General features: G+C 67.5%; 20 protein-coding genes and 1 tRNA gene. 10 read left to right on the top strand and 11 right to left on the bottom strand.

Annotation, left to right across the window (positions count from 1 at the left end):
* Positions 1-43 precede the first annotated feature (43 nt).
* The 9 genes from kduD to ACQ450_RS00140 form a co-directional block, all read right to left on the bottom strand.
* A complete protein-coding gene (kduD, locus tag ACQ450_RS00180) occupies positions 44-799 on the bottom strand; it encodes a 2-dehydro-3-deoxy-D-gluconate 5-dehydrogenase KduD (RefSeq protein ID WP_431470043.1) in 756 nt (251 codons plus the stop codon).
* Positions 800-922: 123 nt separating this feature from the next.
* Positions 923-1,783 (bottom strand): 5-dehydro-4-deoxy-D-glucuronate isomerase, encoded by an 861-nt coding sequence (gene kduI / locus ACQ450_RS00175; protein ID WP_431470042.1) that lies wholly within the window; start codon positions 1,781-1,783, stop codon positions 923-925.
* 208 nt (positions 1,784-1,991) lie between these two features.
* On the bottom strand, positions 1,992-3,554 hold the full coding sequence (locus ACQ450_RS00170) for an MFS transporter (protein WP_431470041.1): 1,563 nt from the start codon (positions 3,552-3,554) through the stop codon (positions 1,992-1,994).
* Positions 3,555-3,589: 35 nt separating this feature from the next.
* Positions 3,590-4,420 (bottom strand): 2-keto-4-pentenoate hydratase, encoded by an 831-nt coding sequence (locus ACQ450_RS00165; RefSeq protein ID WP_431470040.1) that lies wholly within the window; start codon positions 4,418-4,420, stop codon positions 3,590-3,592.
* A 183-nt stretch (positions 4,421-4,603) separates the two neighbouring features.
* Positions 4,604-7,408, bottom strand: a complete 2,805-nt coding sequence (locus tag ACQ450_RS00160) for a TonB-dependent receptor (protein WP_431470039.1) — start codon at positions 7,406-7,408, stop codon at positions 4,604-4,606.
* Positions 7,409-7,915: 507 nt separating this feature from the next.
* Positions 7,916-9,676 (bottom strand): putative bifunctional diguanylate cyclase/phosphodiesterase, encoded by a 1,761-nt coding sequence (locus ACQ450_RS00155; RefSeq protein ID WP_431470038.1) that lies wholly within the window; start codon positions 9,674-9,676, stop codon positions 7,916-7,918.
* A gap of 93 nt (positions 9,677-9,769) precedes the next feature.
* A complete protein-coding gene (locus ACQ450_RS00150) occupies positions 9,770-10,573 on the bottom strand; it encodes a sulfite exporter TauE/SafE family protein (protein ID WP_431470037.1) in 804 nt (267 codons plus the stop codon).
* Entirely contained in the window at positions 10,549-11,067 is a 519-nt protein-coding gene (locus ACQ450_RS00145; protein ID WP_431470036.1) for a rhodanese family protein, read from the bottom strand. Before ACQ450_RS00145 ends, ACQ450_RS00150 begins: the two co-directional genes overlap by 25 nt.
* A gap of 4 nt (positions 11,068-11,071) precedes the next feature.
* The gene (locus ACQ450_RS00140) at positions 11,072-11,386 is read right to left on the bottom strand and encodes an ArsR/SmtB family transcription factor (RefSeq protein WP_188054650.1); all 315 of its coding nucleotides are present in this window, start codon (positions 11,384-11,386) and stop codon (positions 11,072-11,074) included.
* 72 nt (positions 11,387-11,458) lie between these two features.
* On the opposite strand from ACQ450_RS00140, the gene ACQ450_RS00135 reads away from it, so the two are divergent.
* A complete protein-coding gene (locus tag ACQ450_RS00135; RefSeq protein ID WP_431470035.1) occupies positions 11,459-12,328 on the top strand; it encodes an MBL fold metallo-hydrolase in 870 nt (289 codons plus the stop codon).
* Between the two features lie 63 nt (positions 12,329-12,391).
* Here the strand turns inward: ACQ450_RS00135 and ACQ450_RS00130 are convergent.
* Both ACQ450_RS00130 and ACQ450_RS00125 read right to left on the bottom strand, forming a co-directional pair.
* A tRNA-Leu gene (locus ACQ450_RS00130) sits at positions 12,392-12,476 on the bottom strand.
* A gap of 104 nt (positions 12,477-12,580) precedes the next feature.
* Positions 12,581-14,089 carry a YifB family Mg chelatase-like AAA ATPase gene (locus tag ACQ450_RS00125; protein WP_188054648.1) on the bottom strand — a complete coding sequence of 503 codons (1,509 nt, stop codon included), beginning with the start codon at positions 14,087-14,089 and terminating at the stop codon, positions 12,581-12,583.
* 168 nt (positions 14,090-14,257) lie between these two features.
* Here ACQ450_RS00125 and ACQ450_RS00120 point away from each other — a divergent pair, with 168 nt between their 5' ends.
* The 9 genes from ACQ450_RS00120 (at position 14,258) to ACQ450_RS00080 (ending at position 21,476) form a co-directional block, all read left to right on the top strand.
* Entirely contained in the window at positions 14,258-14,485 is a 228-nt protein-coding gene (locus ACQ450_RS00120) for a hypothetical protein (RefSeq protein WP_262503925.1), read from the top strand.
* An 87-nt stretch (positions 14,486-14,572) separates the two neighbouring features.
* Positions 14,573-14,707 carry a 50S ribosomal protein L34 gene (rpmH, locus tag ACQ450_RS00115; protein ID WP_109806156.1) on the top strand — a complete coding sequence of 45 codons (135 nt, stop codon included), beginning with the start codon at positions 14,573-14,575 and terminating at the stop codon, positions 14,705-14,707.
* A gap of 56 nt (positions 14,708-14,763) precedes the next feature.
* The gene (gene rnpA, locus ACQ450_RS00110) at positions 14,764-15,030 is read left to right on the top strand and encodes a ribonuclease P protein component (protein ID WP_431470034.1); all 267 of its coding nucleotides are present in this window, start codon (positions 14,764-14,766) and stop codon (positions 15,028-15,030) included.
* The gene (gene yidD, locus ACQ450_RS00105; protein WP_431470033.1) at positions 15,027-15,239 is read left to right on the top strand and encodes a membrane protein insertion efficiency factor YidD; all 213 of its coding nucleotides are present in this window, start codon (positions 15,027-15,029) and stop codon (positions 15,237-15,239) included. Before rnpA ends, yidD begins: the two co-directional genes overlap by 4 nt.
* A 25-nt stretch (positions 15,240-15,264) precedes the next feature.
* Positions 15,265-17,004: a membrane protein insertase YidC gene (gene yidC / locus ACQ450_RS00100; protein ID WP_188054646.1), complete on the top strand. Its 1,740-nt coding sequence runs from the start codon at positions 15,265-15,267 to the stop codon at positions 17,002-17,004.
* Positions 17,001-17,669, top strand: a complete 669-nt coding sequence (gene yihA, locus ACQ450_RS00095) for a ribosome biogenesis GTP-binding protein YihA/YsxC (protein WP_431470032.1) — start codon at positions 17,001-17,003, stop codon at positions 17,667-17,669. Before yidC ends, yihA begins: the two co-directional genes overlap by 4 nt.
* Before the next feature lie 107 nt (positions 17,670-17,776).
* A complete protein-coding gene (locus tag ACQ450_RS00090; RefSeq protein WP_431470031.1) occupies positions 17,777-18,283 on the top strand; it encodes a 2Fe-2S iron-sulfur cluster-binding protein in 507 nt (168 codons plus the stop codon).
* Complete coding sequence (locus ACQ450_RS00085; protein ID WP_431470030.1) at positions 18,280-19,269, top strand: FAD binding domain-containing protein; 990 nt, start codon at positions 18,280-18,282, stop codon at positions 19,267-19,269. The genes ACQ450_RS00090 and ACQ450_RS00085 overlap by 4 nt, the downstream gene beginning before the upstream one ends.
* Before the next feature lie 14 nt (positions 19,270-19,283).
* A complete protein-coding gene (locus tag ACQ450_RS00080; protein ID WP_431471244.1) occupies positions 19,284-21,476 on the top strand; it encodes a xanthine dehydrogenase family protein molybdopterin-binding subunit in 2,193 nt (730 codons plus the stop codon).
* Positions 21,477-21,491 lie beyond the last annotated feature (15 nt).

Here is a 21,491-nt window from a genome sequence, read left to right as displayed (position 1 = left end):
CCGCATCCTGCCCGGTTCGGGCGGCGCTGTCGAAGCCCTCTCGTCACCGCGCCAGCCAGCCGCCGTCCACTGCGAGGATATGGCCCTGCACATAGTTCGAAGCGGCGGAGGCGAGGAACACCGCCGCGCCTCCCATGTCGGCAGGATCGCCCCAGCGGCCCGCCGGAATACGCTCGACGATCTGGCGGTTGCGCCTCTCGTCCGCCTGCAGCGCCGCGGTGTTGTTGGTGGCGATATAGCCGGGCGCGATCGCATTCACATTGATGCCCTTGGCCGCCCATTCGTTGGCGAGCAGCTTGGTCAGCCCGCCGATTCCGGATTTGGACGCCGTATAGCTCGGCACGCGGATGCCGCCCTGAAAGGTGAGCATCGACGCGATGTTGACGATCTTGCCGCCGCCCTTCTCCACCATATGGCGCGCCGTCGCCTGGCACAGAAAGAACACCGATTTCAGATTGGTGTCCATTACTGCGTCCCAATCCTCCTCGGTGAAGTCGAGGCTGTCGTTGCGGCGGATGATGCCGGCGTTGTTGACCAGGATGTCGAGTCCGCCGAGCTTTTCCACGGCTTCGTCCACAATCCTGTCCACAGGCTCGATCGTCGAGAGATCGGCGGTGATGATCTCGGCCCGGCGGCCCAGCGCGCGCGCCTTTTCCGCCGTTTCCTCCGCCGCCGTGCGCCCGACGGCGGCGATATCCGCCCCCGCGGCGGCGAGCGCCAGCGCGATGCCCTGGCCGATGCCGGTGTTCGCGCCGGTGACGACCGCCACGCGGCCTGTGAGATCGAAGGGATTGGTCATGCGATCGCTCCAGTCTCCCTCCCGACTGCGGGGAAGCCCAGGGGGAGGGTCCGTCCGCGGGCGGCGGGCCGGCGGGGAGGTGCAGGCCCTCCCCCGCCCCTCCCGCTCCACGGGAGGGGGTTTTTACGCCAGCTGGCAGATATCCAGCACGCTCATGTCGGTATAATCCTGGTTCTCGCCCGCCATCGCCCAGATGAAGGCATAGGATTTGGTGCCCGCGCCCATGTGGATGGACCAGGGTGGCGAGATCACGGCTTCCTCGTTCTGCATCACGATGTGCCGGGTCGCCTCGCCCTGCCCCATGAAGTGCATCACGCGATCGGTGTCGACATTGTCGAGCTCGAAATAGAAGTAGATCTCGCTGCGGCGCTCATGGACGTGCGGCGGCATGGTGTTCCACACGCTGCCTTCCTTCAGCACGGTCAGGCCCATCACCAGCTGCGCGCTTTCGCAGATGCCGGGGATCACGAGCTGATAGATCGTCCGCTCGTTCGATTCCTTGAGGCTCCCCCTTTCGAGCGCATTGGCGTCGGCGATGCCCAGCTTGCGGGTCTCGAACGCCTGATGCGCGGGGCACGACACGAGATAGAAGCGCGCGCCCTCACCCGCGAAGGTGACGTTCTGCGCGCCCATCGTCACATACAGGCAGTCCTTGTTGCCGAGCGTATAGGAGGTGCCGTCGACCTCGACCGTGCCCTGCGCGTCGCTGACGTTGACCACCGCCAGCTCGCGGCGCTCGAGGAAGGGCTTGCCGGCGGCCGAGGGCGGATCGCTCTGCTCGGGCAGCTTCACCGAACCGCCGCTAACCGCGACGCCGCCGATCACCATGCGATCGGCGTGGGTATAGGCGAGCACGCATTTGCCCGGCTCGAACAGATTCCGGATCAGATAGCGGTCGCGCAGCTCTTCGTTGCTCACGCACTCCATCATGTCCGGATGCGTGGCATAGAAATTGTCGCGGAAGATCGAGGCGGGATCGGCCATGGAATGCTCCTGTGGTTCGGGGGTCAGGCGACGGCGGACGCCAGAGCGGCCGCCGTCGCGTCGAATGCATGGGCCCGCCGGACGGGCTGGTTGACGCGCCTGGTCGCAGGCACGGCGGCCATGCCGTGGCCATGCGCCTCTGACGGGAATTGCCGGTCGGGATTGCGGTTCAGCGGGCACGGCATGGACGAAGGGCTCTCCTTGCTTTTCAGGATCCGCTCCGGCGGCGGCCCAGCGCGTTCACCAGCACGCCGGCGACGGCCACCGCAAGGAAAGCGACGATCGCGCCCCAATAGACCGGCGGCGTCAGGCAGGCGGCGTCGCCGAACGGACCGGCCCACACCGGATAGCAGGCACCCGGCCCTTCGGTAAGCGCGCTCGACGCGAGGAAGAGGATCACACCGACCAGCCCGGCGCAGATCGCTACCAGCACCGCCCAGGGCGTGGTCTCGCGAAACCGCTCGACTCGCTCGAGCCGCGGCGAGAGCAGATGGATGCACAGCAGCGCCGCGAAATAGGCGCCGCCGGCCAGGATGAAGAGCGGCGTGTAGGTCTCGTTGGCGAGGAAATAGCCGGTCAGCTTCGAGCTCAGCGCCCCGCCGATCCCGCCCAGCGTCCCGCCGATCCCGATCACCGCACCCACTGCGAAGCGCGGATAGGTGTCAGACGGGACCGTGAAGAGGTTGGCCGAAAAGCCCTGGTGCGCCGCCGCGGCCACGCCGATGATGACCACGCTGACCCACAGATTGTCGACCGCGGTCGCGAACATCACCGGCAGCACGGCGAAGGCGCACACCAGCATGGTCAGCTTGCGCGCCTTGTTCGCGGTCATGCCCATGCTGATGAACTTGCCCGAAAGCCAGCCGCCCGCGATGCTGCCCACGTCCGAGATGAGATAGATCGCGCCCAGCGCGATCACCGCGGTCGCGGTCGTCCAGGTAGTGAGGTCGAGATCGTAGCGGTCGCCCAGATAGCCGGGCAGCCAGAAAAGATAGAACCACCACACGGGATCGATGAAGAACTTGCCCAGCGCGAAGGCCCAGGTTTCCTTCTGCGCCAGCAGCCGCACCCACAGGCCGGGCGTCTTCACGTCCGGATCGGCCGGATCGGACTGGATGTGCGCCAGCTCGTCCGCCTCGACGCGCGGGTGTGTCGCCGGATCGTCGCGATAGATGGCGAGCCAGGCGATCAGCCACAGCACGCCGAAGATGCCGGTGACGACGAAGACCATGCGCCAGCTCATCCCCAGCCCGCCCATCAGCCAGAAGACGAGGAACGGTGTCGCGATCGCGCCCACATTCGTTCCGGCATTGAAGATGCCGATCGCGAAGGCACGCTCCCTCTGCGGAAACCAGTTGGCGACCGATTTCACGCCGGCCGGAAAATTGCCGCTCTCGCCCACGCCCAGGCCGAAGCGCGCGATCGCGAACTGGGCGACGGTGTAGGCGCCGCCGTGCGCGACATGGGCGATCGTCCAGATCACCACTGCGGCGGCATAGCCCAGCCGCGCGCCGATCGCGTCGACCACCTTGCCGAAGACGAGATAGCCAGCCGCATAGGCGATGGTGAACCAGACGATGATGTCGGCATAGGCGCGCTCGTCCATCGCGAGCGTCGGATCGGCCATCAGCGTGGGCTTGAGCAGTCCGATCATCTGGCGATCGATGTAATTGATGACAGTCGCGGTGAAGAGCAGCCCGACGATGACCCAGCGATAGCGCCCCACGCGCCGCGTGGCCCCGGCGATCATCGCCTCCCGTGTATCCGTCATCGTCTTCCTCTCCCCGCGACGCGACCGTTTTCCGGTCAGTTCTGTCGTACCTTGCCTATCGTACAGGCCACGGTGCGTTCCGCACCGAAGCGCGCCTCCACTCGGTCGCCGATCGCGACACGGTGAACACCGGTCACTGCGCCGGTGGAAATCCATTGCCCCGGCGCCACCGGCAGGCCGCGTTCCGCCGCCGTTTCGAGCAGAAAGCGAACCGCGCCGAAGGGACCGTCGAGCATTTCCGCCGCAGTGCCGGTTCCCGCTTCCGCACCGTTGATCGTCAGTGCCAGCGGCCAATTCAGAAAATCGCAGTCGCGCGGCAGAACGTCGCCCAGCACGAGCCCATGGTTGTTGCCGAAATCGGAGACGGTCACCGCCGGTCCATGGTCGTTGATCCCGGGAAAGGGCGAACTCGCGATCTCGATTCCGATGCGGATCTCGTCGATGCATGTTGCCGCCGCAGCGTTGGTCCAGCCGCCCTCCGGCGCCTCGCCGATCGCGCCGAGGCGCAGCAGATACTCCGCCTCCACCGCGCCGAAGCCGCCTTCGAACACGGCCATCTCGGGCACCGCCTCGCCCCCGGCGCGTATCGCGTCGGCGAAGATCGGCCCGGCAAGACGATTGCTGCCGAACGTCTCCACCAGCGCATCGGGAACGCGCCCGACCTTCCAGCCGCCCACCGGCTGGCCGGAGAGCGCGATCGCACTTGCCTGGATACGATAGGCGTCATCGAAATCCCGGGGCATCGGCCCCGGATATTCCGACAGCGGACGCGCCGCCGCGCGGGCCGCCAGAAACGCGCGCGCGATCGACTCGGCGCTGCGCGCCTTGTCCTCAGCCGCCATCTGTTCGACCGACCCCGTGACCATTCTACTCAACCCCGCAATCAATACCCGCGCCGCGCACTATCCGCCGCTTGTCGCCGCCCGCCGTACTCCGGTCGCCAGAGTTTGCTACCGGTGTCAGGCTCCAGCGTCAACGCGCCTCGGAGCGCACTTCGGCCGACGTCGGCAGGGTTCCACCGCGCTGCCGCCCGGTGGAACCCTCCCCCTTTACAGCTTGAGACGCGCACCCAGCAGGAACACGCGACCCGTGTGGTCATATTCGTAGTTGCGGTCGGCAGCCGCATCGACGAACCGGTCCTGGTAATCGTCGGTCAGGTTCAGCCCCTCGAACGTGATGTCGAGATAGTCGGTCAGCGCATAGCTCGCCGAAAGATCGACGCTGAACGAGCTGTTGAAGCCTTCGAAGATGTTGCCCGTCGCGCTCGTGCCGTCGTTGTAGCGCGAGCGATAGGCGACCGAGCCGCGCAGGCTGAACCGGCTGTCCTCGTAATAGAGCGTCGCGTTATACTGCCAGTTCGAAAGGCCGAGCAGCTTCTCCGACATCGTCTCGGTCGTCAGCGCCGGGAAGCTTCCCGTCCCCACCGTGGTCGCCGGACCGCGCACCGTATATTCGACGTCCGAGTCGACATAGGTGAGGTTGCCGATCACGCCGAAGTTTGAAAGGAAGCCCGGCAGGAAGGTGAAGGGCGTCTGCAGGCTCAGCTCGAACCCCTGGATCTCCGCGCCCGGCCCGTTGACCGTCGTGTTGATCGTCCAGGGCTGTCCCTCGGGATTGGCCGCCGCCGGCGAACTTGCCAGGATCAGCGAGAGCGGCAGTCCGGTCGAGGCATAGGTGCCGGTCGTGGTGCTGCCGATCGGGAAGCTCGCGATCTCCTTGCGGAACAGCGCAACCGAGAACACCGATTCGGGCCGGAAATACCATTCGACAGCCACGTCGAAGGTCGTCGCTCGGGTCGGTTCGAGCGACGGATTGCCGAAGCTCACCCGATAGTTGAACCCGTCGACCGACCCGCCCGGGGTGAGGCTGCCCAGTCCCGGCCGCGACATCACCTTGGCGACCGCGCCGCGCACGATCACGTCGGAGGCGGGATAGAGGGCGACGTTGAGCGACGGCAGCCAGTCTTCATAGTCGCGCGTCACCGTCACGTTCTGCGCATTGTTGATGCCGGTCGATCGCACGTCGGTTCGGACATAGCGGACGCCGGCATTCGCGGCGAACTCGAGCCCGAACAGCGAACCGCGCGTGTTGAACTGCAGATAGCCGCCAGTGTCTTCCTCGACCACGTTGCGTGTGTTCGCCGCGTCCTCGTTGAGCGGCCGGTTGTAGAGGTCGATCGCCGCCGCCGCCGCCGCGAGATCGGGGACGAGATAGGTCAGCGTCGTTCCCGCCGGCGCATTGCCGACGTTCGGCAGCGTGTAGAGCATCGAGATCGCGTCGGTGACGGGCGCGCCATAGGTGCCCGGCGCGCAGCTGAACGCCGCGCAGTAGGAGGAGTCGCGCGAGCCTCCGGTGGTGTCGAATTCGAACCGCCGGTAGAACGGCCCGGCGAGCACCGTGAAGCCCTCGACCGGCTCCCATTCGAGGTCGAGCTTCACCGTGCGGAAGCTGTTGGTCACGTTCGACGGGCGATCGCGGAATTCGGCGAACTGGAATGCCGCCGGATCGGTAATTCCGGTCGGGAAGCTCAGCCGTGGCAGGTCCATGTCGCTATAGTCGAATTCATAGCCCGTGACGTCGCGATCGTCGAAGATGATCGTCGTCTCCATCGGCACCACGGCCTCGGATTGCGAAACGCCACCATACAGCGTGCCGCGGAAGGTGGGCGAGAATTCCTGCTCGATCTTGCCGTTGAACTGATAGAATTCGGTGTAGGATTCGCGGCGGAAATCCTCGATCCGCACCCAGGCGTTGTTCACCGTGGCCGAGATCATGTTCCCGTTGGAGTCATAGGTCGGGTTGAGCAGGTCGATGCCGCGCTCGTTCGAGCGGAACAGCACTTCGCCCCATTTCTCGGTCCGCGTCTCGTCGTAATGGGCATAGAGGCCGTCGAGCGAGATCAGCGTGCCCATGGCGGGCGCCAGCTGGAAGCTGCCGGTCACGCCCAGCCGCTCGCGCTCGTGCCCGATCTCGCCATAGCGCGGAATGCGCGGGTGGAATGCGAGCGCCGCCTCGTCGCACGCTGCGCTCGGCACATAGGTGCCGCCGCTGCGGTTGGTGGTGAAGCAGCGCGTGCCGTCGACCGAGTTGAACCGCGCCTGCTGCCAGCGCACCGTATTGTTGCCGACTTCGAGAATGTCGTACTTCGACCATGCGGCCGACAACGACGCCGCGAAGAGCCCCGAGGGATCCTTGTAGCTGACCAGGCCGGCGAGGCGCGGCCCGAAATCCTCGCTCAGATCGTTGTACTGCACCTTCGCGTTGAGGCCGAGCGTGAAGCCGTCGCCATATGCCATCGGATTGCCGGTATTCAGGTCGATCACCGCGCCCAGCGAGCCTTCGTCGAGCCGGGCCTCGGCGGTCTTGTGGACGACCAGCGACGTGAACAGCTCAGAGGCGAAGACGTTGAAGTCGAAATCGCGGCCGCGGTTCGGCCCGCCCTCGCCTGCGGAGGTGGCGATTGTCTCCATCCCGTTCAGGCGGACACGGGTATAGCCCGCCCCCAGCCCGCGCACCGTGATCTGGCGGCCCTCGCCGCCGTCGCGGGTGATCGCGATGCCGGGGATGCGCTGCAACGATTCGGCAAGGTTCTGGTCGGGGAATTTGGCGATGTCCTCGGCGACGATGGCATCGACGGCGGCGACCGAATCGCGCTTCACGTCTAGCGCTTCGCTCAGCGATTCGCGGAAGCCCGAAACGACGATCACCGGCTCATATGGATTGCCGGGTTCGCCGACGTCCTGCTCGGCGGTCACCTGCGCCTGCGCCGATCCGATCGCCACCACGGACAGCGATGCCGCGCCCAGCAGACGCGCAATCGACGCACGGGCCCTACCCTTTGTGTTTCTTGCCATTTTTGCCTCTCCCCATCGCCGCTTGCGCGGCCCTGCGCTTCTGATCGCGGGCATGAAACGCCGTGGCGCCGACAGCAGCTGCCGGCCGACATCCATGCCCACCGGGAAAGACAGGTCCGCGCGCGGAAACGCACGTGCATCCTCCCCGGACCGGGCCGCGTTTGCGCGGTCCCATTGTCTCGACCCAGTCGTTTGAAACCGGTGTCATTAGCTAGGCTGCTAGATTGATCTTCCGGCGTCAAGCCCCCAATCGACTCGGCCCGGCGCAAGGCGGGGCAACCGGTCCGGCACAAGGGCAGCTGGCAGCATTACGCACTGTTTTGACTGTGTTTTCTTGCGAAAACAGCGCCACGACGGGAACCGTGCCAAAGTCGATTCTCCCCCACGCGCCGGAGACGGCCAGCGGCCGAGGAGGTCGCAACACTGCTCGGACCGCCCGAAATTGACACCGTTGGTCAATCGTCTGTGCGGCCGCTGCAACCGCGATCGACCGTGGCTCCTGATCCGCTATGCGGCCTCGGACATGCGGCGGTCGATCCAGCCGACGAGCTGTTCGGGTCGCATCGGCCGCCCGTAGAAATAGCCCTGTGCCTCGTCGCAGCGCATCTCGATCAGCAGGTCGCGCAGCTCGGCGGTCTCCACTCCCTCCGCAACCACGCGATAGCCGAGGTCGTGCGCCAGCGAGACCATCGAGCGCACGAGCGCCCGCTCGCGCGGGCCCTCGGGCATGTTGCGCACGAACGACTGGTCGATCTTGAGGATGCTGCCGGGCAGCTTCTGCAGATAGGCGAGGCTGCTGTACCCCGTCCCGAAATCGTCGATCGCCACGTGAAAGCCGGCTCCGAGCAGGATCGTGAGCTGCTCGGTCGCCGTGGCGAAATCGCCCATCAGCGCGCTTTCGGTCACTTCCAGCTCCACCCAGCCGGGCTGCACGCGATGCTGGAGGGTCTGCAGCTGGACCTGCTGGGCAAATCCGGGGTGTTCCAGGTTCGACGCGGACACGTTGATCGAAAGCCGCATCGCGATCCCGGCAGTGCGCCAGGCCGCGAGCTGGGCGAGCGCCGCACCGAACACCCATTTCGTCATCGCGCCGCCCAGCGAGGTCTGTTCGACGATCGGCACGAATTCGGCCGGCGAGATCGCGCCGAGCTCGGGATGCTCCCAGCGCAGCAGCGCCTCGACCGCCACGCACGCGCCGCTCGCCAGATCGACGCGCGGCTGAAAGACGAGCGACAGCTGCCCGCCGTCGCGCAGCGCCGAATCGAAATCGCCGATCAGGCGAAACCGGCGCTGGTGCGCATTGTCCACGGCCAGCGAATAGACGCTCGCCAGCGAAGCGTGCCCGCGTGCGTCCTGCGCGGCGCTGTGCGCCGTCCGCAGGATCGCCGCCGGCGATGTCTCGCCGGCGAGGAAAGGCGCGACGCCGATGCTGGCCGCCATGATGAATCGGTCGCGCGTGGCCGTGCGCAACTGCGCCTGAAGATCGGACAGCGTGGCCAGATAGGCGTGCGGCTCCGCGCCCGGCGGCGCGAGAAAGGCGAACTGCGTCGCCGCGACGTGATAGAGGGTGCGGCCGCGCCCGATCGCGGCTGCAATCGTGCGCGCGGAATCCTGCACGATCCTGTCGAGATAGGCCGACCCCAGAACGCGTAGCCCGTTGCTCAGCTGCTCGTGCCGCGCAAGATCGATCAGCACGGCGAGCCGCTGCTCTCCGGCATGGTCGCGGCCCACATCGGCCAGATCCTCGAGGAACTGGATCCGGTTCGGCAGCCCGCTCAGCGGGTCGAGCCTGCCCAGCGCATGCTGGAGCTCGATCTGCACCATCACCATCTTCGCCAGGTCGTTCAGCGCGTTGCACTCGGCGTCGGTCACCTGCCTCGGCTCGGTGCCCAGGACGCACAGCGCGCCCAGGCTATGGCCTTCGCGCGTCGTCAGCGACGCGCCGGCGTAGAAGCGGATACCCTGATCGGCGAGGATGCTCGTGCGGTAGCATCGGTCCTCGTGGAGATCGGGGATCACCAGCGTGTCCGCCGTTTCCGCGACTTCCGAGCACGGCGCCTTGAGGCGCGGGATCGACCAATGACTCACTCCCACGCGCGACTTGAACCACTGCCGATCGCGATCGGTCAGCGAAATGGCGGCGATCGGCAGGCCGAAGATCTGGCTGGCCATGCGCGTGATCCGGTCGAAGCTCTCGCTGGGTGCGGTGTCGAGCAGGTTCAGCCGATGCAGCGCATCGAGCCGCGCCTCTTCGTCGCAATGGTACATGGAGACTCCTCGTCACGCGGCCGCGCAGACTCCTCCTTATAGGCGGTTTTTTGCCCAAGGACCGGACGGGCGCGGTGCAGCCGCCGCCCGCGCTTACAGCGCGGTCGCCGTCACATAGCTGCCCACCGCGACGACAAGCACCGCAAAACCGATCTCGAGCAGGCGCTTGCGGCTGCTGAGCAGCCTCCCCGCGCCGATCCCCGCGATCGTTCCGGCGAAGCCCCCCGCGATCAGCAATCCGGTCACCGGCCAGTCGACAAGGCCCGAGATCGCATAGGAGGACGCGGTCGTGAGCCCCAGCGCAGTCACCGCCACCAGCGACGTTCCGACCGCATGGGACAGGGGCATCGCGGTCGCTAAGATCAGCCCCGGCACGATGAGGAATCCTCCGCCGATTCCGAAGAAGCCCGCGGCGAGGCCGACGCCGAGTCCGATCGGCACCAGCCGGGGCAGCAGCACCGCGGCGCTCTCGCGCGTCAGCCGCACGTCAGGCGCCTCTACGGCGCGGCGCCTGCGCAGCATCGACAGGCCCACGCCGATCATCAACAGCCCGAACAGCGCGAGAAGCCCTTGTCCGTCGAACGCCTTGCCGAGCTCGGCGCCCAGCGCCGCGCCCGTCATGCCTGCGGCGGCGAACACGCCCGCGCACCGCCATTTCACGCGCCCCCCGCGGGCATGGCCGACCAGACTGGCGAAGGCGTTGACGCTGACGGTCACAGCCGCGGTGCCGATCGCGGCATGCGGCGAGCCGACGCCGACGACATAGACCAGCAGCGGCACCGCGAGAATCGAGCCGCCGCCCCCGACCAGGCCGAGCACGAGGCCGATCAGCGCGCCCGAAGCGAGCGTGGCGACGACTGTTTCCACTGTCGTCAGGCGGCCGTGCGCCGGTTCCACGGCATGACCCGCAGCAGCCGCGCCATTCCGCACCAGCCGGTCGCCCCTGCGAGGAGGAGCCCGGCGCCGACGAATGCGGATACGCTCAGAAACCCGGGGGCGACGAACAGCCCCAGCAGGACTCCGGCAAGTACCAGCGCGCCGGCGGCAATCTGCACCTGCCGCATGATCTCCAGCGGCTGCGAACGATCGGCGAAGGTGGGATGGCCGCCGCGGCGCCAGGCATCGATCCCGCCGTCGAGCAGGAAGGCGGGAGCCTCCCCTGCGGCCGCGGCGAGCCGCACCGCATTCGCCGACGTCCGCGCACCCGACCGGCAGTGGAACACCACCGCACATTCGTCGCGCGGAAGATCGTCGATTCGATCGAGCGGCAGGTTGATCGCCCCGGGAATGCGCTCGCGGGCATGCTCGTCGGCATCGCGGATGTCGACCAGGCGGGCTCCTGCATCGATCCTTGCACGGGCGTCGGAGGGGGAAAGCTGTTTCAGCGGCATCGTGTCATTCCTTGCAGTAGAGCTGGTAGAGCGTGGCGAGCAGCGTCTCGGTCCTCGGATCGGCGATCCGGTACCAGAGCGTCTGGCTCTCGCGCCGAAAAGCGACGAGATCCTCGTCGCGCATCCGGGCGAGGTGCTGCGAACAGGCGGACTGCGACAGCCCGACCTCGGCGGCGAGATCGGTCACCGTCACTTCGCCATGCTCGATCAGCTTGCACAGCAGCATCAGCCGCCGCGGATTGCCGATCGCCTTGAGCGTTTCGGCGACCGCGCCTGCCTTCGTTTCGAATGTCGCCAGGTCCATCGGCGGCTTCAGCATCCTCGCAACTCCATTGGGTATTGCTAATGTAGCATCTGCTAATATATGGTCAAGGGACAAAGGAGGACGATCATGCCCAAGCCTTTCATCCAGGCCTTCTTCGACGAGCCGACGAACACGATCAGCTATCTGGTCGGCGATCCCGAGACGCGCAGCGCCGCGGTGGTCGATCCGGTGCTCGACTTCGATCTGGCGAGCGGCGTCGCCGACACGCGCTCGGCCGAGCGCATCCTGGCCTATGCCACCGAAGACGACTGGCGAGTCGAGATGGTGCTAGAGACGCATGCCCATGCCGATCATCTCTCGGCCGCCCCCTTCATCAAGGCGCATACCGGCGCCTGGATCGGCATCGGCGCGCACATCCGCGACGTCCAGAAGATCTTCCGCCCGGTCTTCGCGATGGAGGACCTAAAGACCGACGGCTCCGACTTCGACCGGCTGTTCGAGGATGGCGAACGCTTCGCGATCGGCGCACTGACCGTCGAGGTGCTCCACGTGCCGGGCCACACGCCAGCCGACGTCGCATATCTGATCGGCGACGCGGCGTTCGTGGGCGACACGCTGTTCATGCCGGACTATGGCACCGCGCGCGCCGACTTCCCCGGCGGCGACGCGCGCACGCTCTATCGTTCGATCCGCAGGCTGCTGTCGCTGCCCGACGAAACCCGGCTGTTCCTGTGCCACGACTATAAGGCGCCGGGGCGTGACGATTATCGCTGGGAAACCACTGTCGGCGAGCAGCGCCGGTCAAGCGTGCACGTACACGATGGAGTCGACGAAGACTCGTTCGTCGCGCTACGCGAGAAGCGGGACGCCGGGCTTTCCGTGCCGAAGCTCCTGCTGCCGTCGATCCAGGTCAACATTCGCGCCGGCCGGTTCGAAGAGGCACAGGCGAACGGCGTCACCTATCTGCGGATTCCGGTGAAATGGCACGCCGAATAGCGGCACTCGATGCGTCGTCGCCGGGCGTCCCGGCGGCGGCGCATTCTCGCCAATTCTGCAAGGTGGTGCCCCTGGCCGGACTCGAACCAGCATGCCTTGCGGCACTCGATTTTGAGTCGAGCGCGTCTACCAATTTCGCCACAGGGGCAGCGCAGCGCGCACGGCTAGACCAAGCGGTGCGGCCCCGCAAGCCGCTTCGCCGCGCCTGCGCCGGTGGCGCGGCGCCATGCCGCTCGGCCGCGCTTCTCCCGATCAGTTCGTCGGCGCGCGCCGACGATAGCTCAGCGCTTCGGCAACATGGATACGGCCGATATTCTCGGCGCCTGCCATGTCGGCAATCGTCCGCGATACTCGAATGACTCGGTGAAATCCGCGCGCCGAGAGCCGCGTCGCTTCGGCCGCCTGCGCAAGCAGTTTGCGCGCGGGCTCCTCCAGCACGGCCACCTGCTCGAGCAGATCGCCGTCCGCCTCGGCATTGGTCCGCACGCTCGTTCCCGCGTAGCGATCGCGCTGAATGGCGCGCGCTGCCGCCACTCGCTCGGCGACCTCCGCCGATCCTTCGAGCGGAGGCGGGAGCACCAGATCGGCCGCGCTCACCGCCGCCACCTCGACGCTGAGATCGATCCGGTCGAGCAGCGGCCCCGAAACCTTCGCCTGATAATCCGCCGCGCATTTCGGCGCCCGCGCGCAGGCGAGCGCCGGGTCGCCAAGGTGACCGCAGCGGCACGGGTTCATCGCCGCGACCAGCTGCACCCGCGCCGGAAAGGTGACGTGCGCGTTTGCCCGTGCGACGCTCACCGTGCCCGTCTCCAGCGGCTGGCGCAGCGAATCGAGCACCGCGCGCTGGAATTCCGGCAGTTCGTCGAGGAACAGCACGCCGAGATGCGCCAGGCTCACTTCGCCCGGCTTCACCTTCAATCCGCCGCCGGTCAGCGCCGCCATCGAGGCGCTGTGGTGCGGGCTGCGGAACGGCCGGTTGCGCGTCAGCCGCCCGCCCGCCAGCGTCCCCGCGACAGAAGCCACCATTGATACTTCGAGCGCTTCGGCCGCGTCGAGCGGCGGCAGGATGCCGGGCAGGCAGGATGCGAGCAGCGATTTGCCCGCGCCCGGCGGGCCGCACATCAGCAGATTGTGGCCGCCCGCTGCCGCGATCTCCAGCGCGCGCTTGGCCGTCTCCTGCCCTTTCACCTGGCGCAGGTCCGGGCCGTGCGCGGTCGGCTCGGCCTCGCCGGGTGGCGGCGGCGGCAGCAACTGATGGCCCTTGAAGTGGTTCAGCAGTCCGATCAGGTCCGTCGCCGCCACGACTTCGACCGATCCGGCCCAGGCGGCTTCCGATCCCTGCCCGGCCGGGCACACCAGCCCCTTGCCCAGCTCGGATGCGTGGAGCGCCGCGAGCAGCACGCCGGGCGACGGCGCGACCCGCCCGTCGAGCCCCAGCTCGCCGACGACGACGTACCCCGCCAGCGTTTCGGCATCGACCACACCCATCGCGCCCAGCAGCGCCAGCGCGATGGGCAGGTCGTAATGCGATCCTTCCTTGGGCAGATCGGCGGGCGACAGGTTCACCGTGATCCGCTTGGGCGGCAGCGCCAGCCCGATCGCGGCGATCGCGCCGCGCACGCGTTCGCGGCTTTCGGCCACCGCCTTGTCGGCGAGCCCCACCACCACGAATGCCGGGACGCCCGCGGCGACCTGGACCTGCACCTCGACGGGCCGCGCCTCCAGCCCCAGATACGCGACGGTCGATACGATCGCGACCATGCGCGGCTCTCCCCCTGATCCCCCGCCGATCATAACCGTTTTCCGCAGCGATGGAACGATTCGCCGCACGACTGTCTTGAGGTCGCAATACACAAGACCCATGTAGATCCGATGGCGCGCCGCCGTTCCAGCTCCCCGACCGTCCGAACCGGCCTTTTCCTCACCGGAATGGCGCTCATCCTGGCCGCGCCTATAGTGGGCGTGATCCCCGGCCCCGGCGGCATCTTCGTCTTCGCAGCGGGGCTGGTGCTGGTGCTCCAGAACTCGCGCTGGGCGCGGCGGCATTTCGTCCGCGCCAAGCGCCGCTGGCCGCGATTCGGCGCGCTGGCCGATCGCGCGCTGCGCCGCCGCAGCGCCCGTCGCCGACGGCTCCGCCAGCGCGACGCAGCGCGTTGACTTCGATGGCCTCCCCCGCTATGGGCACCCGACACGAGGCCGCCCCTGTGGCGGCCCTTTTCCGTTTAGAATACCCGAGGATGAGCGATGAAGCGGACCTTTCAGCCGAGCAATCTGGTGCGTGCACGCCGCCACGGCTTCCGCGCGCGCATGGCGACTCCGGGCGGCCGCAAGGTGATTCGTGCGCGCCGTGCCCGCGGCCGCAAGAAGCTGTCGGCCTGAGCCGACTTACCCAGCGCAAGGAGTATCTCGCGGCGAATGCGGGCAAGCGGGCGCCCATGCCCGGCTTCGTCCTGCTCGTTCGCGACCGCGGCGATGCCGACGCGACCATGCGGATCGGCATCACCGTTTCCAAGAAGGTCGGCAACGCCGTTACGCGGAACCGCATGAAGCGGCGGTTCCGTGCGCTCGCGCGCGAAATACTGCCGCAGTCGGGCATTCACGGCGCCGATCACGTCCTGATCGGCCGTCCCGGCGGCGTCGAGCGCGACTGGACTGCGCTTCAGGCAGATCTCGCCCGCGCGCTCAACAAGGTGCGGCGATGATCGCGCGGCTCCTCATCCTGCTCGCGCGCGGCTGGCAGATCGGCCCGTCGGCGGTCCTTCCGCCGAGCTGCCGGTACCAGCCGAGCTGTTCGGCCTATGCAATCGAGGCATTGCGCCGCTATGGCGCCGCCAAAGGCAGCTGGCTCGCGCTGAAGCGAATCGCGCGCTGCCATCCTTGGGGCGGTCATGGCTGGGATCCGGTGCCGTGAGCACGCCCGGCATTGGGGATAGTTGGTGAAGGAAGAACAGAAGAACCTCCTGATCTTTGCGGTGCTGGCGGCGTTCATCCTGTTCGCCTGGCCCGCGATCATGGATTATGTCGCGCCGCCGTCGGCGCCCCAGCCGGGCACCGCGCAGATCGAGAACGGCGAGGTCGAGCTCCCGCCGCAGCCCGAGGCCGATCCCGCCGCCGATACGGCGACCGCGATCCGCAGCCGCGAAGTCGTGCTCGCCGAAACGCCCCGCGTGCGGATCGAAACGCCGTCGCTAAGCGGCTCGATCAACCTGCGCGGCGGACGCATCGATGATCTGATCCTCAAGGAATACAACCAGAGCATCGAGGAGGATTCGCCGCCGATCCGGCTGCTCTCGCCCTCGGGCACCGCCAACGCCTATTTCGCCGGCTTCGGCTGGCGCGGCAGCGGCCTGAACGCGCCCGGCCCCGATGCGCTGTGGCAGGCGAGCGGCGACACGCTCTCGCCGGGCAATCCGGTCACGCTCGAAACGCGCAACGCGCAGGGACTGCGCTTCCGCCTCACCTATTCGGTCGACGAGAACTATATGTTCACCGTCGAACAGAGCGTCGCCAACGCCGGCTCCGCGCCCGTCTCGGCCGCACCCTATGGCTATCTCAGCCGCCGCGGCCGTTCGGAGGACATCGATCAGTGGGTCGCGCACGTCGGCCCGATCGCCGTCGCCGACGGCGTCGCCAGCTACACCGACTATGACGATCTCGACGATGGCGAACAGAGCTTCGCCGCGACCGGCGGCTGGGCGGGCTTCTCCGACCATTATTGGCAGACGGCGCTCGTCCCCGATCAGTCGCGCGCCACGACTCTCAAGCTGCGCTCGGCGGGCGCCGACGCCTATCAGGCCGATTTCTCGTTGCGCGACGCCGTCCGGCTCGAGCCCGGCCAGGGCATCGTCCAGACCTCGCGCTTCTTCGCCGGTGCGAAGGAAACGGCGCTGATCGATGCCTATGAGGAACGGCTCGGCATCGTCGAGTTCGACAAGATGATCGACTGGGGCTGGTTCGGCCTCATCGAAAAGCCGATCTTCTATTATCTCGACTGGCTGTTCCGGATGGTCGGCAACTTCGGCGTCGCCATCATCCTGCTTACCTTCACGGTGCGTCTGCTGCTCTTCCCGATCGCGCAAAAGCAGTTCGCGTCGATGGCCAGCATGCGCGCGGTCCAGCCGAAGATGAAGGCGCTGCAGGAACGCTACAAGGACGACAAGCAGAAGCTGCAGCAGGAAATGCTGAAGCTCTACAAGGACGAGAAGGTCAATCCGCTCGCCGGCTGTCTTCCGCTGATCCTGCAGATCCCGATCATGTTCGCGCTGTACAAGGTGCTGATCCTCACGATCGAAATGCGCCACCAGCCGTTCGTGCTGTGGATCCGCGATCTGTCGGCGCCCGATCCGCTCACGCCGGTCAATCTGTTCGGGCTGCTCGATTTCACCCCGCCGGCATTCCTGGCGATCGGCATCGTCCCGATCCTGCTGGGCGTCTCGATGTACTTCCAGATCAAGCTCAACCCGGCGCCGATGGACGAGATGCAGAAGCAGATCTTCGGCATCATGCCCTGGGTGCTGATGTTCATCATGGCGCCGTTCGCCGTGGGGCTTCAGGTCTACTGGATCACCTCGAACCTGCTGACGATCGCGCAGCAGAGCTGGCTCTACAGCCGCCATCCGCAGCTCAAGCAGCCGGTCGAGAAGCCCGACAAGGGCAAGAAGGCAGCGACGAAATGACGGGTCCCGCCGGTCAGGGGGAGGAGCGCGAAGCCTTCTCCCCCGACGTTCTCGAGCAGGCGCGCAAGACCTTCGCCGGCCCGGTCGCGTTCCTGAAATCGGCGCCCACGCTCCAGTTCCTGCCCGATCCCGACGTGCCCGAAGTCGCCTTCGCCGGCCGGTCGAACGTCGGCAAATCGTCGCTGCTCAACGCGCTCGCCGGTCGCAAGGCGCTCGCGCGCACCTCGGTCACGCCCGGGCGCACGCAGGAACTCAACTTCTTTGACATCGGCGAGCCGCTGCGCTTTCGCCTGGTCGACATGCCCGGCTACGGCTTCGCCAAGGCGCCCAAGGACGTGGTGAAGAAGTGGCGCTTTCTGGTGAACGATTTCCTGCGCGGGCGGCAGGCGCTCAAGCGCGCGCTGGTGCTGATCGATTCGCGCCACGGCATCAAGGACGTCGATCGCGAGATCCTCGACATGCTCGATGACGCCGCGGTCAGCTACCGCCTCGTGCTCACCAAGGCCGACAAGGTGAAAGCGTCCGAGCTCGCCGAAGTCGCGGAGCGCACCGCGGGCGAGGCGCGCAAGCGCCCCGCCGCCCATCCCGATCTCATCACCACCTCGAGCGAGACCGGCCTCGGCATCGCCGAACTGCGCGCCGCCGTAATCGAAGCGATCGGCTGAAGCGCGCCGCGCGTCGTGCTCGGTCGCGGCCTCCACTGAGAACCGCTCGCAATCAGGAACCCGATCCGCGCCCGCGCGTCCCCCTCCCGTCACTCCGGGAGGCCGCCATGCACATCAGTCTTCGCGTCAACGGCGAGCAGCACATGCTCGACGTCGATCCGCGCACCACGATCCTCGACGCGCTGCGCAACCATCTCGGGCTTACCGGATCGAAAAAGGGCTGCGACCACGGCCAGTGCGGCGCCTGCACCGTCCTGATCAACGGGCGGCGCATCAACAGCTGCCTCACGCTGGCCGTCATGCACGACGAGGACGAGATCGTGACGATCGAAGGCATCGGCAGCCCCGAAGAGCTGTCGCCGATGCAGGCGGCGTTCGTCCGCCACGACGGCTATCAGTGCGGCTATTGCACCCCCGGCCAGATCTGTTCGGCGACGGCGGTGCTCGACGAGCTGGAGAAAGGCTGGCCGAGCTACGTCACCGACGATCTCGAGGGCGCGGCGCAGCTCACCGACGACGAGATCGCCGAGCGGATGAGCGGCAATCTGTGCCGTTGCTCGGCCTATCCCAACATCGTCGAGGCGATCCGCGACGTCGCGGAGAAGCGCGCATGAGGCCGTTCGACTATGCCCGCGCCGGTTCGGTTGCCGAAGCCGCGGCGGCCGCGCGCGACGGCGCGACGATCATCGCCGGCGGCACCAATCTGCTCGATCTGATGAAGCTCGAAGTGATGGCGCCCGATCGCGTGGTCGACATCACTCGGCTCGGGCTCGACGCAATCGAGCCGACCGACGCGGGCGGCCTGCGCATCGGCGCGCTCGTTCCCAACGCCGATCTCGCCGCCGATCGGCGCGTTCGCCGCGACTATGCGGTGCTCTCGCGCGCGCTGCTGGCAGGCGCGAGCGGCCAGCTGCGCAACAAGGCGACCACCGGCGGCAATCTGCTCCAGCGCACGCGCTGCTATTATTTCTACGACACCGCGATGCCCTGCAACAAACGCAATCCGGGCAGCGGCTGCGGCGCGATCGGCGGGTTCAATCGTATCCATGCGATCCTCGGCGCCAGCGACAAGTGCATCGCCACCCATCCCAGCGACATGGCGGTGGCGATGCGCGCGCTCGGCGCTGCGGTGGAAGTCGTCCGTCCGAGCGGCGAGACTCACCGCATCGCGCTCGACGATTTCTATTGCCTGCCCGGCGACACGCCGCAGGTGGAGAATGTGCTCGAGCCCGGCGATCTCATCACCGCCGTCCTCCTCCCGCCCCCGCCCGGCGGCGTCCATCGCTATCGCAAGGTCCGCGATCGCGCCTCCTATGCCTTCGCGCTTGTCTCGGTCGCCGCGGTAATCCGGATGGAGGGCGACGTGATCGCCGGCGCGCAGCTCGCCTATGGCGGGCTCGCCCACCTCCCCTGGCGCGACCGGCGAGTCGAGGAGATGCTGGTCGGCGAAGCCCCCTCGGTCGATCTCTTCGCGCTGGCCGGCGAACTGCTGGTGCGCGAGGCGCGCGGCCAGGGAGCCAATGATTTCAAAATCCCGCTCGCACGCCGCACGCTCGCCGCCGTGCTTGCCGACGCCACTGGTCTGGAGGCCGCCAAGTGACACGCGAACTGACGATGGACGCGCCCGATACGCGGCGCCTGCTCGACCGTATGCCGCAAGGGCTCACCGGCGCGGCGCTCGATCGGCCCGAAGGCCCGCTCAAGGTGTCGGGCCGCGCCACCTATGCGCATGAGTTTCACCTCGACGATTGCGCGCACGGCGTGCTGGTGCGCGCCACCATCACCAAGGGCCGCGTGCTGCGCATCGACGGCAGCTCGATCACCGATCTGGAAGGCGTGCTCGGCGTCTTCACCGGCGAACGGTTCCTGCGCAATCCCGCGCAGGGAATGGCGAACGAGGCGCCGGTGCAGGGCGCCTCCGAAGTCGCCTATTTCGGCCAGCCGATCGCCATGGTGGTCGCCGAGACGTTCGAGCAGGCGCGGCATGCCGCGCAGCTGCTGTCGGTCGACTATGCGCCCGACGCCGATGCCCTCACCGATCCGCGTTCGGAAGCGGTGAAGATCGACAAGCCCGACGCCAAGCAGCTCGATCAGGGCGATCTCGACGCTGCCATGGCCGATGCCGCGGCGACGGTGGACGCGCTCTACACGACGCCCGCCCAGAGCAACGCGCCGATGGAGCCCCACGCCTCGATCGCGCAGTGGGACGGCGATACGCTCACGCTCCACGGCTCGTATCAGATGCTCAAGTACAACCGGAACGAACTGGCCGATTCGCTCGGCATCGACCCGGAAAAGATCCGCATCCTCTCGCCCTATGTCGGCGGCGGCTTCGGCGCGAAGCTCGGCATCGCGCCCGAGGCGGTCGCCGCCGCGCTCGCCGCGCGCGAGATCGGCCGTCCGGTGAAGATCGCGATGACGCGCCAGCACGTCTTCGACATGACGGTCCGCCGCTGCGAGACGCACCAGCGCCTCCGCCTCGCCGCCGATGCCGACGGGAGGCTGACCGGCATCGGCCACGAATATCGCGTGTCGAACCTGCCCGGCGAGACCTTCTCCGAGCCGGTCGCCCAGGCGACTCACTTCCTCTACGGCGGCCAGAACCGCCGCATCGTCCACGAAATCGCGCGCGTGCATCGCACCTGCGCCGGTTCGATGCGCGCGCCCGGCGAAGCGGTCGGCATGCTCGCGCTCGAAAATGCGATGGACGAGCTGGCGGAAACACTGGGGCTCGATCCGATCGAACTGCGCAAGCGCAACCTGCCCGAACGCGATCCCGAGAAGGACGTCCCCTACTCCACCCGCGCCGCCGCCGAATGTCTCGACGAGGGCGCCCGCCGCTTCGGGTGGGAGAAGCGCGCAGCCGAGCCCGGCGCGGTGCGCGAGGGCGAATGGCTGATCGGCATGGGAGTCGCCACCGCCGCGCGCAAGAATGTGACCACCGAGGCCGAGGCGCGCGTCACGTTGCGCCCGGACGGCACTGCGCTGGTCGAAACCGACATGACCGACATCGGCACCGGCACCTACGCCATCCTCGGCCAGATCGCGGGCGATCTGCTCGGCCTGCCGCGCGACCGGGTCGAGGTGCAGCTGGGCGATACCCGCCTTCCGCCCGGCTCGGGCTCGGGCGGCTCGATCGGCGCCTCGTCGACCGGCTCGGCGGTGCTGCTCGCCTGCGAGGCACTGCGCGAAACGCTGTGCGAACGGTTTGAATGCGATCCCGACGAGCTCACGCTCAAGGATGGCGAAGCGATCGCCGGAAACCGCCGCGCGCCGCTCACCGATCTCGTCGGCGATGCGCCGCTCACCGAACAGGGGAAGTTCAAGCCGGGCAAGACGACCAAGGAGACCAGCCAGGCCGCCTATGGCGCCTTCTTCGCCGAAGTGGCGGTCAGCCACGTCACCGGCGAAGTGCGGGTACGCCGCATGCTCGGCGTCTTCGCGGCCGGCCGCATCCTCAACGCAAAGACCGCGCGGTCGCAGTGCCTGGGCGGAATGGTGTTCGGCATCGGCTCGGCGCTCACCGAGGAACTGGTTCATGACTCGCGCGACGGGCACATCGTCAATCGCGACCTCGCCGAATATCACCTGCCGGTGAATCTCGACGTGCCGCAGATCGACGTGCATTTTCTCGAGGAGCGCGACGACTGGGCCTGCCCGCTCCAGTCGAAGGGGATCGGCGAGCTCGGCATCTCGGGCGCGGGCGCGGCGATCACCAATGCGATCCACAACGCCACCGGCGCGCGCATCCGCAGCTATCCCGCCACGCTCGACAAGGTGCTGGAGGCGGTCGAGGCGCTCGAATAGCCGCCGCGCCCCCGT

Origin of the sequence: Sphingosinithalassobacter sp. LHW66-3 (assembly GCF_050703275.1) — a bacterium.
Classification (GTDB): Bacteria; Pseudomonadota; Alphaproteobacteria; order Sphingomonadales; family Sphingomonadaceae; genus Sphingomonas.
Note: the sequence above shows the minus strand (reverse complement) of the source record. Positions and strands in the feature narration are given on the sequence as shown.